Annotated in this window: 9 protein-coding genes and 1 pseudogene; 9 read left to right on the top strand and 1 reads right to left on the bottom strand. The window is 69.1% G+C overall.

Annotated elements, in window-relative coordinates:
• Positions 1–69: 69 nt before the first annotated feature.
• The 7 genes from NQ034_RS09190 to NQ034_RS09160 all read left to right on the top strand — a co-directional run bounded on the left by NQ034_RS09190 (position 70) and on the right by NQ034_RS09160 (position 7900).
• Complete coding sequence (locus NQ034_RS09190) at positions 70–1035, top strand: thiamine pyrophosphate-dependent dehydrogenase E1 component subunit alpha (RefSeq protein ID WP_257048449.1); 966 nt, start codon at positions 70–72, stop codon at positions 1033–1035.
• Between the two features lie 43 nt (positions 1036–1078).
• Positions 1079–2095: an alpha-ketoacid dehydrogenase subunit beta gene (locus NQ034_RS09185; RefSeq protein WP_257048448.1), complete on the top strand. Its 1017-nt coding sequence runs from the start codon at positions 1079–1081 to the stop codon at positions 2093–2095.
• Position 2096: 1 nt separating this feature from the next.
• Complete coding sequence (locus NQ034_RS09180; protein ID WP_257048447.1) at positions 2097–3650, top strand: dihydrolipoamide acetyltransferase family protein; 1554 nt, start codon at positions 2097–2099, stop codon at positions 3648–3650.
• Positions 3651–3660: 10 nt separating this feature from the next.
• Complete coding sequence (lpdA, locus tag NQ034_RS09175) at positions 3661–5133, top strand: dihydrolipoyl dehydrogenase (RefSeq protein WP_257048446.1); 1473 nt, start codon at positions 3661–3663, stop codon at positions 5131–5133.
• Positions 5134–5288: 155 nt separating this feature from the next.
• Positions 5289–6644 carry a replicative DNA helicase gene (gene dnaB / locus NQ034_RS09170; protein ID WP_373456829.1) on the top strand — a complete coding sequence of 452 codons (1356 nt, stop codon included), beginning with the start codon at positions 5289–5291 and terminating at the stop codon, positions 6642–6644.
• Positions 6645–6708: 64 nt separating this feature from the next.
• Complete coding sequence (locus NQ034_RS09165; RefSeq protein ID WP_257048443.1) at positions 6709–7623, top strand: dihydrodipicolinate synthase family protein; 915 nt, start codon at positions 6709–6711, stop codon at positions 7621–7623.
• A 100-nt stretch (positions 7624–7723) separates the two neighbouring features.
• Positions 7724–7900 (top strand): hypothetical protein, encoded by a 177-nt coding sequence (locus tag NQ034_RS09160; RefSeq protein ID WP_257048442.1) that lies wholly within the window; start codon positions 7724–7726, stop codon positions 7898–7900.
• Between the two features lie 201 nt (positions 7901–8101).
• Here the strand turns inward: NQ034_RS09160 and NQ034_RS09155 are convergent.
• Positions 8102–9244, bottom strand: a pseudogene (locus tag NQ034_RS09155) (SulP family inorganic anion transporter); the annotation flags it as partial.
• A 157-nt stretch (positions 9245–9401) separates the two neighbouring features.
• On the opposite strand from NQ034_RS09155, the gene NQ034_RS09150 reads away from it, so the two are divergent.
• Positions 9402–11147 carry an ABC1 kinase family protein gene (locus NQ034_RS09150; RefSeq protein WP_257048440.1) on the top strand — a complete coding sequence of 582 codons (1746 nt, stop codon included), beginning with the start codon at positions 9402–9404 and terminating at the stop codon, positions 11145–11147.
• A 9-nt stretch (positions 11148–11156) separates the two neighbouring features.
• Entirely contained in the window at positions 11157–13721 is a 2565-nt protein-coding gene (locus NQ034_RS09145; RefSeq protein ID WP_257048438.1) for a penicillin-binding transpeptidase domain-containing protein, read from the top strand.
• The last annotated feature ends 301 nt before the right edge of the window (positions 13722–14022 follow it).

Genomic DNA, 14022 nt, shown 5'->3' with positions numbered 1-14022 from the left:
GGTGCTGTGTCAGTGCTCACGCGTACGGTGATCCCAACCCTTGACCACACGAGGAAGTGAGGGACCGAAATGACCGATCTCAGCCGCGAGCAGCTGCTGGGCGCGTACGACAAGATGTCGAAGATCCGCGCCTTCGAGGACCGGCTCCACAAGGAGAACACAACCGGCGACATCCCCGGCTTCATCCACCTGTACGCGGGTGAAGAGGCCATCGCAACCGGCATCTGCGAACACCTGACGCCGGCGGACAAGATCGCCTCCACCCACCGCGGACACGGACACTGTATCGCCAAGGGCAGTGACGTCCGCTCGATGATGTTCGAGATCTTCGGCCGCGCCGACGGCCTGTGCCACGGCAAGGGCGGGTCCATGCACATCGCGGACCTGTCCGTGGGCATGCTCGGTGCCAACGGCATCGTGGGCGGTGGCCCGCCCCTGACCATCGGCGCGGCCCTGACCGCGAAGTACCGCGGTGAGGGAAACGTCGCGGTGTCCTTCACCGGCGACGGCGGCTCCAACCAGGGCACCACCTTCGAGGCCATGAACATGGCGGTGGCACTGCAGCTGCCCATCGTGTTCGTCTTCGAGAACAACGGCATCGGCGAGGCCACCGGCGCGGACTTCTCGATCGGCGCCAAGTCGATCGCCGCCCGTGCGGAGGGCTTCGGCCTGCCGGTGCTCAGCGTCGACGGTTCGGACTTCTTCGATATGTACGCCGCCGCGGGCGAAGCCGTGGGCCGGGCCCGCGCCGGTGGCGGCCCGTCGGCCATCGAGGCATCGGCCATCCGCTTCTACGGACACTTCGAGGGCGACCCCGGCCTGATCCGCACCCAGGAGCAGCTGGCCGCGCAGAAGGCGTCGAAGGATCCGCTGCAGATCTTCCGCGACAAGGCCGCGGGCACCGTGGACGCGGCTGAACTCGATGAGATCGACGCGTCCAACATCGACCTGGTCGACCAGGCGGTGGCGGATGCCAGGGCGGCTGCCGAACCGGACCCGTCCGAAGTCGACACCGACGTCTACCTGTCCTACTGAGTCCCCAACCCGGCAATCCAAACCACAGCGAAGTGAGTGAAAAATGACTGCAATGAGCTTCCGCGAGGCGATCCGGGCCGCAATGGCCGATGCGATGCGCGAAGACAAGGACGTCGTGTTGATGGGCGAGGACCTGCGTGGCGGCAAGGGCGGGTCGAACCCCGACCCCACCGTCGAGGCCTTCGGCGGTGTGTTCGGCGTGACCCAGGGCCTGTGGACGGAGTTCGGCGATGACCGCGTCATCGACTGCCCGATCACGGAGTCGGCGATCATCGGCATGGCGGCGGGTTCGGCCGTCACCGGTCTGCGCCCGGTGGCCGAACTGATGTTCATGGACTTCTTCGGTGTCTGCTACGACGAGATCTGGAACCAGGCCTCGAAGTTCCGCTACATGTTCGGCGGCAAGGCGACCACCCCCATGGTGATGCGCGGCATCATCGGCGCGGGCGTGGGTGCGGCCGCCCAGCATTCGGCCTCGCCCTACCACCTGTTCACCTCCACGGCCGGCATGAAGGTCGTCGTTCCGTCCAACGCCTACGATGCCCGCGGCCTGCTGCTGGAGAGCATCCGCGATGACGACCCCGTCATCTTCTGCGAGCACAAGGCCATGTACGACATGAAGGCCGAGGTGCCCGACGAGTCGTACACGATCCCACTGGGCGTGGCCGCCTACCCGCGGCGCGGCACAGACGTGACCGTCGTGGCCCTGGCCAACTGCGTGAACTTCGCCAACGGCGTGGCCGACAAACTGGCCGCCGAGGGCATCAGCGTCGAGGTCGTCGACCCGCGGACCACCAGCCCGCTGGACGAGGACGGGATCCTGGAATCCGTCGCAGCCACCGGCCGCCTGGTCGTCGTCGACGAATCCGCGGCCCGCTGCGGCTTCGCCCACGACATCGCCGCGCTCGCGGCATCCAAGGCCTTCGACTCGCTCAAGGCCCCGGTCCAGCTGGTCACCCCGCCGCACGCCCCCGTGCCCTTCGCGCAGTCCCTGGAACAGGAGTGGATCCCGGGACCGGCGAAGATCGAAGCCGCAATCCGCGCCGTTGTGGAGGCCTGATATGTCCATCCACGCATTGGAAGTCCCGAAATGGGGCATGACGATGGAGGAGGGAACCCTCACCGAATGGCTGGTCGACGTCGGCCAGGAGGTCACCGAGGGAACTCCCATCGCAACCCTGGAATCCAGCAAGATCTCCGGTGAGCTCGAGGCCCCGGGCGACGGCGTCTTGGCCCGCCAGGTGATGGAGCTCGGCTCGACCCTGCCGGTGGGCTCCCTGGTCGCGGTGGTGGCTCCGGCCGGCACCCCGGACAGTGAGATCGACGAGGCCATCGCCGGCTACGCCGCTCCCGCCGTAGCCGAGGCCCCAGCCGCATCGGCCGCACCCGCGGCTACCCCGGCAGCGGCGCCCGCTGCCGCACCGGTGGCCTCGGCCCCTGCGGCTCCGGCCGCAGCACCCGCGGCGCCCAAGCCAGGAGCGGTCACCGTCCCGGCGGCACTCAAGGGCACCTTCGATCCGAACGCGCCGGCCACCCCGCACGCAGCGGACCTGGCCGAAAAGCACGGCATCGACCTGTCCAAGGTCGAGGCCACCGGCCGCGGCGGCCGGGTCACGGTCACGGACCTGCAGGACGCCGTCACCGCAGCCGGTGGGTCGCTGCCCTTCGGCAACGACCTGCCGCGGACCGGACAGGTCGCAGCCAAGCGCGATGACAGCGCAGTCGCGGCGACCCCACGAGCGCGCGACCGCGCCGCCGAACTGGGCGTCAACCTGCTCGACGCCCGGCCCACCGGCAAGCACGGACGCGTCACGGTCTACGACGTGGAGGCCGCCGACTGGCACCTCCACGGCACGGGATCGGCAGCAGCCCAGGCCTCGGCCGCGGCTGCCGGCACTGCGGCTCCGGTCGCCGATGCCGGGAACCCCGCCACGGAGGTTCCGATGTCGGCGATGCGCAAGGTCATCGCGACGCGTCTGAAGGAGTCCTACTTGGATTCCCCGGCGTTCCGCGTGAGCATCGATGCGAACATCGACAAGCTGTTGGCGCTGCGCAAGGAGATCAACGACTCGCGACTGGACGTGCGGGTCTCGGTCAACGACCTGGTCGTCGCCGCTGTGGCCAAGGCCCTGGTCGCGGTGCCGGAGGTCAACGTGCAGTACGATTCGGCCGCCCAGGTGATCCGGCAGTTCGCGCATGCGGACGTGGCCGTTGCCGTGGCGACCGACGAGGGGCTCATCACCCCGATCGTCACGCATGCTGACACCCGGTCGATCACGGACATCTCAGCGGTCACCGGCGACCTGGCGACCCGCGCCAAGGCCGGGACTCTCAAGCCCGACGAGTTCCAGGGCGGGACGTTCACGATCAGCAATCTGGGCATGTTCGGGGTGTCGTCCTTCGACGCCATCATCAACCCGCCCTCGGCTGCGATCCTGGCCGTGGCCGCCGGCGCCAAGCGCTTCGTGCCCGACGCCCAGGGCGCTCCGGTGGCCGCGACGATCCTGCCGCTGACCCTGACGAGCGACCACCGCGTCATCGACGGGGCCCTGGCCGCGAGGTTCATGGCGCAGTTGCGCACGATCCTCGAAACGCCCGCGCTGATCTTCGCCTGAAGGGGGAATCATGACTGAGATTCATCCCGACGACCGCTATGACGTCATCGTCATCGGCGCCGGTCCCGGCGGCTATGTGGCCGCCGGGCGGGCCGGCCGCCTGGGCCTGAAAACGGCCCTGGTGGAGAAGGCGGAACTGGGTGGCATCTGCCTGAACTGGGGTTGCATCCCCACCAAGGCACTGCTGCACGGCGCCGAGGTCGCCCGCACCATCCGTTCGGCCGCCCAGTTCGGCGTCCTGACGGATGCCGCACCGGCGATCGACGTGGCCAAGCTCGTCGCCCATTCGCGTTCCACCTCCGGGCAGTTGACCAGTGGGGTGGGTGCGCTGATGGGCGCGGCCGGAGTCACGGTGATTGCGGGCGAGGCGACGATCGCGGACAAGGGCCAGGTCAGCGTCACGCTGAACCCCGGTGCCGACGGCGCCGCGGTGGGCGGGGGCAAGCCCCGTCTGCTGGGCGCCGACCACATCATCGTGGCCACCGGTGCGGGTCCCCGCGGCCTGCCTGGCATCGAACCGGACGGACAGACCATCTGGACGTACCGGCAGGCCCTGGTGCCCGACCACGTGCCCGAGTCCCTGGTCGTCATCGGCTCCGGTGCGATCGGCAGCGAGTTCGCGTCCCTGTATGCGGACCTGGGATCGCAGGTGACGCTGTTGGAGGCCCTGCCTCATGTGCTGCCGGGCGAGTCCGCTGAGGCTTCCGATGTGGTGGCCAAGAACTTCCGGTCCCGCGGCATCACCGCGGCTGCCGGGGTGCGCGTGGGCTCCGTCGAGGTGGCGGACGTGGCCGCGGACGGGACGACCAGCGCGGTCGTGCACTATACGGACGCGGCCGGCACCGAACAACAGGTGTCGGCTGAGAAGGTCCTGCTGGCCGTGGGCGTTGCGCCCAACAGCGCGGGCCTGGGCCTGGAGCCCTTCGGCATCGTCGATGGGCGTGGGTTCATCGAAACCGATGAGTACTGCCGGACCAAGGTCTGGGGACTCTACGCGATCGGTGACGTTTCCGGCGGTCCGATGCTGGCCCACAAGGCCAGCGCCGAGGCCCTGCGCTGCGTCGACGCCCTGGCCGGTTTCGACCGGGAACCGGTGGACGCCGACTGGCGCTCCTGGGTCCCGCGCTGCACCTACACCACGCCGGAGGTCGCCAGCATCGGCCTGTCGCGTGAGCAGGCCGGCGCAGCAGGCCATCCGGTGGTGGCGCGTCCGGTGCGCCTGGCGGAGAACGGCAGGGCATTGGGCACGGGCCAGACCGAGGGCTTCGGCGAAGTCCTCATCGACGGCGACACCCATGAGATCCTGGGCGCGACCCTGGTGGGGGAGGGGATGACGGAGCTGATCGGCATGCTGGCCGTGTCCCACGCCGGAGACATGTCCGCCGACGCCTTCGTCCGCGCGATCCTGCCGCATCCCTCGAAGTCCGAGGTCGTGCACGAGTCGCTCATGGCGGCCCTGGGCCGCCCGGTCAACACGCTCTAGGCGGTTGAATGGCAGGCGATTTGGTCTGAGAATCCGCAGGGGTTCCAGACTGAATCGCCTGCTCTGCGTGGCGCGGCAGTGGCGCGGGACAGCCGGCGGTGTGCTCGTGTGGGCGCTGCGCGGGGCCTCGGCTCCGTGCACTAATCTTGATGATCATGAGCGAAACCGACAACTGGCAGAGGGCCGAAGCCGGCCTGCGCACGCCCCCGCAGGACCTGGAGGCCGAGGCGAGCGTGCTGGGCGGCATGATGCTGTCGAAGGACGCGATCGCCGATGTTGTCGAGAACCTGCACGCCGACGACTTCTACAAGCCGGCGCACGAGACGATCTACGACGTCGTCATGGACCTCTATGCGCGCGGCGAACCGGCCGATGCCGTCACGGTGGCCAATGCGCTGTCGAAGACCGGCGACCTGGCGCGGATCGGCGGTGCGGCCTATCTGCACACGCTGATCTCCTCGGTGCCGACCGCGGCGAACGCGGGCTTCTACGCGAACATCGTGCGCGAACAGGCGGTGCTGCGCCGCCTGGTGGAGGCCGGCACCCGGATCGTGCAGATGGGCTACGACGCCGAGGGCGACACCGACGACCTGGTCAACCGCGCGCAGTCGGAGATCTACCAGGTCACGGAGCGTTCAACCGCAGAGGACTACATCCGCCTGTCCGAGGTCCTGGGGCCCACGGTCGAGGAGATCGAACGCGCCGGCGACCACGACGGGGAGACCTCGGGCGTGCCCACGGGCTTCACCGAATTCGACGAGCTGACCAACGGCCTGCACCCCGGCCAGATGATCGTCATCGCCGCCCGCCCCGGCGTCGGCAAGTCGACCCTGGCACTGGACATGGTGCGCTCGGCGGCGATCGCCCACGGCCAGGCCACCGTCATCTTCAGCTTGGAGATGGGGCGCCTGGAACTGACCATGCGCCTGCTCTCGGCCGAATCCGGCATTCCGCTGCAGTCGCTGCGGCGCGGCAACCTCGACGATGAGCGTGGCGGTTGGACGAAACTGGCCGACACCATGGGCCGGATCAACGATGCGCCGCTGTTCATCGACGATTCGCCGAATATGGCCCTGGCGGAGATCCGCGCGAAGTGCCGCCGGCTCAAACAGCAGCACGATCTGAAGATGGTGGTCATCGACTACCTGCAGCTGATGTCATCGGGTAAGCGGGTGGAGTCGCGCCAGCAGGAGGTCTCGGAGTTCTCCCGTTCGCTCAAGCTGCTGGCCAAGGAGCTCGAGGTCCCCGTCATCGCGCTCTCGCAGCTCAACCGTTCCTCCGAGCAGCGCACGGACAAGCGGCCGATGGTCTCCGACCTGCGCGAATCCGGTTCGATCGAGCAGGACGCCGATATGGTCCTGCTGATCCACCGTGAGGACATGTACGATCCGGAGTCCCCGCACGCCGGCGAGGCCATCATCATGGTGGCCAAGCACCGTAACGGTCCGACCGGCGACATCACGGTGGCCTTCCAGGGCTCCCGCAGCCGGTTCGCGAACATGCCCAGCTGAGGCCTCGGCCCCGCGGACGCCGCCTCGGCCCCGCGGACGCCGTTCCGTATGCCATGCTGAGTGCATGGACCACAACCGACTGTTCACCGGCCTCAGCGCCTTCCCCCTGACGCCCCTGCGCCACGACCGCATCGACGAGGCGGCCTTCATCCGCATCATCGGGCGCCTGGCGGCGGCCAGGGTCGACTCGATCGGCGCCCTGGGCTCGACTGGGTCGTACGCCTATCTGGACCGTGCCGAACGCGCCCGGGTGGCCCGTCTCGCCGTCGAACACGCGGGGGACACTCCCGTGATCGTGGGCATCGGCGCCCTGCGCACCTCGCAGGTCCAGGCCCTGGCCCACGACGCGCAGGCCGCCGGCGCCGCGGCGGTGTTGCTGGCGCCCATGACCTACCAGGCCCTGAGCCCGGACGAGGTCTACGGTCTCTACGCCGCGGTCACCGGCGAACTGGACGTTCCCCTGGTCGTCTACGACAATCCGGGGACCACCCACTTCACATTCCCCACGGAACTCTACGGCCGGATCGCCGAACTTCCACACATCGGAGCGCTGAAGATTCCGCCGGTGCGCGGCGACGCGGCCACGGTCGCCGCCCACCTGGCCGAGGTCCGGGCCCAGTTGCCCGGCCACGTGCGCCTGGGGACTTCGGGTGATTCCGCCGCGGCCCGCGCCCTGATGGCCGGGTGTGATTTGTGGTTCTCCGTCATCGGCGGAGTCCTGCCGGAGCTCACGCTCGAACTCACCCGTGCCTCCCTGGCCGGGGACACTGACTCGGCCGAGCGGGCGCAGGCACTGCTGCAACCGGTATGGGATCTGATGGACGTCCACGGCAGCCTGCGCGTGGCGGCGGCGCTCGCCCAGGCGCTGGAGCTGACCGGGTCGGACGCCCTGCCGGCTCCCGTCGCGGGGCTGAGCGGGTTGGCGGCGCGGGCGGCGGAGGAGTTCGTCGCCGGTCTGGGGGACCTCGGCCGGGTCTGAGCGGGACGCCGGCGGGAGCGTGTGCGCCGATGCCACTACGCGGGGTAGAATCGCAGCAGAATCAATATATCCACCCACTCCCATGGAATGGAGCCCCAGTATGTACGCACTGATCGCGTTCATCGTCGCCATCATCGCGGCAGGCCTGCTCGTCGTCGTCGCAGGCGCGGTAGTGTTCGCCATCGCCTGGATCTTCGAGGGTCTGCGCCGCGTGTTCTTCAACCACGGTAACCACCCCGTGCACTACGCCGATCCGCTGGAGGCCCGCAGCCACTGAGGTGAGCGCGCCGGATGCGCCGCTGACCCAGGTCAGCCGGGGCGCCCGCACAGCCGAAGCACAGACAATGCCCGGTCCCGTCAAGGGACCGGGCATTGTCGTCTGCGCTGCGGACCTCGGCTCCGGCGTCCGACGGGACGGTTAGCGCGGTTCCCCGCCCAGCTCGCCGCGGATCCGGCCGATCAGCAGGTTGAGCAGGCTGCCCACGATCACGCCGACGGCCAGATTGTGCGTGGCCAGCACCAGGATCACGGTGACCACCATGACCGCGGTCTCACGCTTGCGGGCGCGTTTGAGGGTCGAGGGGCGGATCGAGCGCCAATCGAAGGTGCCGACGGAGACCATCACCATGACCGCCACCAGCGCGGCCATCGGAATGCGGCCCACGACATCGCCCAACACCACCACCAGGATCAGCAGGAAGACCCCGGCCAGGAAGGTCGAGATCCGGGTCCTGGCGTGCGAGGACTTCACGTTGATCATCGTCTGCCCGATCATGGCGCATCCGCCCATGCCGCCGGCAAAGCCAGAGAGGATGTTCGCGATGCCCTGGCCGCAGGACTCCCTGGTCTTGTTCGAGCCGGTATGGGTGATTTCGTCGACCAGGGTCGCGGTCATCAGCGACTCCATCAGCCCCACCAGGGCCATCGCCAGTGCGTAGGGACCGATGATCCGCAGGGTCTCGAAGTTCAGCGGCACATCGGGGATGAACAGGGTCGGCAGGCTGCGCGGCAGCTCGCCCATATCACCCACGGTGGGCACCTGGAACGCGAACACCAGGGTCACGGCCGTGACGATGACGATCGACACCAGGGGAGCGGGCACCGCCTTGGTGATCTTGGGGAAGAACACGATGACGAGGATGCCGAGGACGGTCAGGGGATAGACGGCCCACGGCACGCCGATCAGATTGGGCAGCTGGGCGGTGAAGAGCATGATGCCCAGGGCGTTGACGAAGCCGGTCATCACCGAGCGGGGCACGAAGCGCATGAGCTTGGCGACCCCGCAGGCGCCCAGAACGATCTGCAGGACGCCGGCCAGCAGCACCGTCGCGATCAGGTAGTCCAGGCCGTGCTCGCGCATCACCGGTGCGATCACCAGGGCCACGGCACCCGTGGCCGCGGATATCATCGCGGGCCGTCCGCCCACGAAGGCGATCGCCACGGCCATCACGCAGGCGGAGAACAGTCCGACCTTCGGGTCGACGCCGGCGATGATGGAGAAAGAAATGGCCTCGGGGATGAGTGCGAGTCCCACGACCAGCCCGGCCAGAACCTCACGAGTCAATAACTTCGGATTACGAAGCGCCCCGAGTACCGAGGTCGCCTGTGCGGGAGTGGTCATAGGTGGAACTCTATCGGGCACCCGTCTCACCCCGGAGTTCCACTACTTGACGAACTGTCGAAAATCCAGCGAATTCGGCCAAGAATCAACATTTCGCTAAGTAGTGGAACTCCTAGTAGTGGAACTCCTATCAGGAAGCGGGGATAGCCTCGGCCCCATGAACCCGAGCCTCCGCTACCTGCGGCTCATGGCCTTCGCCGTCCGCCTGATGACGACTCTCCTCTGGTGCGACCTGGTGCTGCCGCGCCTGGGCCTGGGGCGCCTGTCCGCTCGCGGCAGGCTGCGCCGGATGAGTGCTGCGGCCCGCCGCTTCCACCGCCTGGCCGCCGCCCACGGAGGTCTGCTGATCAAGCTGGGGCAGTTCCTCTCCACCCGGCTCGACATGCTGCCGGCCCAGGTCACCGGTGAGCTGTCCAGCCTGCAGGACGAAGCGCCCGCAGTGTCCGCCGAGCGGATCGCAGCCGTCATCGAGGCCGAACTGGGCGCCCCGCCGGCCATCGCGTTCGCCGCTTTCGATGCGCGCCCGCTGGCCGCGGCCTCGCTGGGGCAGGCCCACCGCGCCGTGCTGCATCCCGGGCCGGCGGCGGCATACGGGATGTCGCAGGTGGTGGTCAAGGTCCAGCGGCCGGGCATCGAGCGCATCGTCGAGGTCGACCTGGCGGTTCTGCGCCGCGTCGCAGGTATCGTCGGACGCCTGCCCACCGTCTCCGCCCGGGTGGACCTGCCGGCCCTGATCGCGGAGTTCGCCACGACCAGCCGGCAGGAGATCGACTACCGGCACGAGGCCTCGGCCGCCCGCCGTTTCCGCACGGCCTTCCGCGCCGACGCGCGGGTGAAGACGCCGCGGATCGCCCAGTCCCTGTGCACCGGCCGGGTCCTGACCCTCGAGGACATCACCGCGATCAAGATCAACGACGTGGCCGCACTGCGTCGCGCCGGGATCGACCCGCACGCGGTCGCCGATGCCTTCGCCGCGGTCATGCTCGACCAGTTCTTCGTCCACCGGTTCTTCCACGCCGACCCGCACCCGGGCAACGTTTTCGTCACCCCGACCGCAGACGGGACGGTGGGCGGCGAAGCCGGTGGAACCGGTGGCGCGGGCGGGGGAACCGGCGGCCTCGGCGCGCCGGACCCCGGGTTCGCCCTGACCTTCATCGACTTCGGCATGATGGGCGAGGTCTCCGAGGCCCTGCGCGCCACCGTGCGGGACTTTGCCATCGCGCTCGCAGGCGAGCGGCCGGGCGAACTGGTCGACAGCCTGGACCGGTTGGGGGTCCTGCTGCCGAGTGCCGATAAGCGGCTGATCGAGCGGGCGCTCGCGGAGCTGTTCGAACGCTTCGGCGGCCTGAGCATCGCGCAGTTGCAGCGGAAGGACCAGCGCGAGTTCGCCGAATTCTTCTCCGAGTTCGGCGATCTGCTGCGTGATCTGCCCTTCCAACTGCCGGAGGACTTCCTGCTGATCTTCCGCGCCGTCTCGATCGTCTCGGGACTGTGCAGTGAACTCGACCACGAGTTCAACATGTGGGATGCGGTGCGGCCCTACGGCCTGCGGTTGATGCGCGAGGAGGGTGGGAACTTCGCCCGGGACCAGGTGGACCGGGTCATCGCGGGAGTGCGGATGTTCGTCCGCCTGCCGGGCCGGATCGACGATCTGGTGAGCGTCATCTTGGCCGGCGACCTGGCGGTGCAGACCCCGGGCGTGGATCGGGAACTGCGCGGGCTGGAGCGTGTGGCCCGCCGCGCAGTGGCCGGGATCGTCTTCGCCGGTCTGTTCATCGGCGGAGCCGTGCTCTTCGGGACCGCCGCCGTGGGTGCCGGCGCGCGCGTCGTCGGGGTGGTCTGCATGTCCGGCTCGCTGGTTCCCCTGGCCTATGCGCTGCTGGCGCGGGGCGGTCGGGATTAGGCTGGGGCCATGAGTGTGACTGGCGACAACATCCCCGAGTCCCCGGAACCCGAGTCCCCCAGGCCCGAATTCGCGCAGACCGAGTCCGCGGAGGCCGAGTCCTCCGACCCCTATGCGTCGGACCCCGTGTTCCCCGAGCCCTGGGCGCCGGTGCCCGCGGCAGCACAGGATCCATCCAACGACTCGGATCCATCCAACGGCCCGGAGCCGGCCTCGGGCCCGGTCAACGGTCTGGCCCCGGCCACAGGCTCGGAGCCGGTTGGGCGCGCTGCCCTGCGCCGGGCCAGGGGCGGTCGACCCCGGCGAAGGGTTCCCCGGGCGCTGTGGATCTTGGGCGGCGCTGTCGTCGTCGTGGCCCTGGCCGCCGGCGGTGGGATCGCGGTGGTGGGCAGCTCGTTCAATCCGACACATGTAGCCAAGGAGTTCGCCGCCGAAGCTCAGGACGGTTCCTTCGACCAGTCCCTGTTCGCCACAGATGGCCAGGCCGATGCCGCCTCGGCGGTCTTCGCGGACCTGCGCCCGGGCCTGCGCGCACAAGATGTCCGCGTGGTGAAGGTCCAGCGCTCCGGCGACCGGGCGACGGCCCTGCTCTCCTGGACCTGGACGAGCGCGGAGGGAACATCCGGCGCCGCGGACGCGGCCTCGGGCGACTCCGCAGCCGGTGCGCTCCCTGGCACCCGAGCGGCGCTCGCCCAAGGTGCAGCCGCCCGGGCAGCGGGTGCCGGGTCGAGCGGGACCTCGGCAAAGGGCACCTGGACCTACTCCACCGACCTGGGGCTGGTGCGCCGGGGCGGCCGGTGGAAGGCCTCTCCCGCGCCGAGCGCCCTGTATCCCGCCTTGGGCAAGGACACCGTGCTCAGCGCCCGGGCGCAGCCGGCGACGCGCGGACAGATCTTCGGAGCCGATGACAAGCCACTGACGAAGGACGCCGAGGTCGTGGAAGTGGGTGTGCAGCCCTCGCGCGTCGAGGACGTGAAGTCGCTGACGGAGACTCTGGGCAAAGAGCTCGACATCGATGGGCCGGCTCTGCGTAAGCGGATCGAGGATGCGGACAAGGCCGGTCGCGGCGATCAGTTCCTGTCGGTGATCACGCTGCGTCGCGGTGACTACAACCGGGTCTCGACGACCATCCGGCCGCTGCCGGGGACGCTGTTTCGGACCTCGACCCGGTCGCTGAGCGTGGAGAAGGATTTGGCAGGGCCGGTGCTGGGCCGGGTCGGCCAGGCCAGTGCCGAGCAGATCGAGAAATCCGGCGGTGCGCTGCGGGCCGGCGATGAGGCCGGCCTGAGCGGGATGCAACGGACCTTCGACGGGCAGCTGCGGGGCCGGCCGGGCTACACGGTCACGGTCAGGCCCGCCAAGGACGCCGAGGCCTCGGCCCTGAGCGGAGACGAGCCCGCAGTGCGGCTGAGCCAGGGTGGCGGGACCAGTGCGGTCGGCACGACGGTGGGAACCCTGGGCGGGGCCGATGGCGGGGACGTGCACACGACCCTGGATCTGCGGGTGCAGAACCCGGCGGATGCCGCCGCGGCGCGCGCCGCGAAGAAGACGGGCAAGGCGGTGGCCATCGTCGCGTTGGACACGCGCAGCGGGCACGTGGTTGCCGCGGCGAACGCCGTGCCGACGGCGGCCCAGGCGCAGAAAGCCGCAGGGAAGTCCGGGGCGAAGGCCGCCGACGGTCGGGCGGATGACAAGTCCGGCGAGCAGACGGCCGAGGCCCCTGCAGACTACGACCGGGCGCTGACCGGCCGGTACGCGCCGGGTTCGGTGTTCAAGATCGTCACCACGGGCGCGCTGCTGGGCGGCGGGACGAACCCGGACGACGCGATCGCCTGCCCCGATACGACGACAGTCGAGGGCAAGACCTTCAAGAACTCCGACGGCCACGTGCAGGGCAAAGCGACCCTGGCCGAGGACTTCGCCCAGTCCTGCAACACCGCCTTCATCGCCTCGGCGGGGAAGATTCCGGGCGACGGTCTGGCGCAGGTCGCGAAGTCAACCGGGATGACCGATCCGCAGATCGGCGTACCGTCCTTCGGCGCTGCCGTGCCAACCGGTGACGATGCGGTCGAACACGCGGCCTCGATGATCGGGCAGGGCAAGGTTCTGGCCAGCCCCTTGGGAGTGGCGACCCTGGCCGCGGCGATCAAGCGCGGCGAGTCCGTGGCTCCGCAGTTGGTCCTGGGAGCCGCGGGGGAGTCCTCCGGGGCCACCGGTTCGGAATCCGCGGGGTCTTCGGATGCGGCCGGCGCGGATGCAAACGCATCCGGTCCGCTGCGTGGGGCCGATGGCAAGGAGCTTTCGGCCGGGCAGATCAAGCAGTTGCGCGAGATGATGCGCGGGGTCGTCACCACGGGCACCGGAACGAAGCTGAAGAATGTGCCGGGCGGCAAGGTCTACGGCAAGACGGGCACTGCCGAATACGGTGATGAGAATCCGCCGCGCACGCACTCCTGGTTCGCCGGCTTCCAAGGCGATCTGGCCTTCTCCGTCCTGGTGGAGGACGGTGGCTTCGGTGCCGCGGCCGCGGCACCGGCCGCCGCCGACTTCCTGCGTGGGGTGGACGGCGAATAGGCGAGCAGGGGAGTGTGAGCAGCGTCATGCTCAGCCGGTTTGCGGCCGGGTTGCGGGTCGTGTAATGTTTTCTCTTGTCGCCAGGACAGCCCAGCGGGTTCGCGGGGCCGGAAATCCCGGCGGCAGTGAACATAATCGAGCATCCCTTCGCGGTGACTCCTCTTGTGATTGCCCGTGTTTCACGGGTGGTTGTCGGGGTTGGCCAGTGTGGGTGTGTGCCTGTTGTTTGAGAACTCAATAGCGTACTTGAATAGTTTTTTTCGTGATGCCAGAACTAAGTAGTACATATTTTCTGGCTGAA

Origin of the sequence: Brevibacterium moorei (genome assembly GCF_024580735.1) — a bacterium.
GTDB lineage: Bacteria > Actinomycetota > Actinomycetes > Actinomycetales > Brevibacteriaceae > Brevibacterium > Brevibacterium moorei.
The sequence above is the reverse complement of the archived record's forward strand: the minus strand, read 5'-3'. Positions and strand labels throughout refer to the sequence as shown.

Excerpts from the sequence above, each read along its gene's own strand:
- dnaB (WP_373456829.1), top strand. The coding sequence starts at position 5,289 with ATGAGCGAAACCGACAACTGGCAGAGGGCCGAAGCCGGCCTGCGCACG.
- NQ034_RS09165 (WP_257048443.1), top strand. The coding sequence starts at position 6,709 with ATGGACCACAACCGACTGTTCACCGGCCTCAGCGCCTTCCCCCTGACG.
- NQ034_RS09150 (WP_257048440.1), top strand. The coding sequence starts at position 9,402 with ATGAACCCGAGCCTCCGCTACCTGCGGCTCATGGCCTTCGCCGTCCGC.
- lpdA (WP_257048446.1), top strand. The coding sequence starts at position 3,661 with ATGACTGAGATTCATCCCGACGACCGCTATGACGTCATCGTCATCGGC.
- NQ034_RS09180 (WP_257048447.1), top strand. The coding sequence starts at position 2,097 with ATGTCCATCCACGCATTGGAAGTCCCGAAATGGGGCATGACGATGGAG.
- NQ034_RS09190 (WP_257048449.1), top strand. The coding sequence starts at position 70 with ATGACCGATCTCAGCCGCGAGCAGCTGCTGGGCGCGTACGACAAGATG.
- NQ034_RS09160 (WP_257048442.1), top strand. The coding sequence starts at position 7,724 with ATGTACGCACTGATCGCGTTCATCGTCGCCATCATCGCGGCAGGCCTG.
- NQ034_RS09185 (WP_257048448.1), top strand. The coding sequence starts at position 1,079 with ATGACTGCAATGAGCTTCCGCGAGGCGATCCGGGCCGCAATGGCCGAT.
- NQ034_RS09145 (WP_257048438.1), top strand. The coding sequence starts at position 11,157 with ATGAGTGTGACTGGCGACAACATCCCCGAGTCCCCGGAACCCGAGTCC.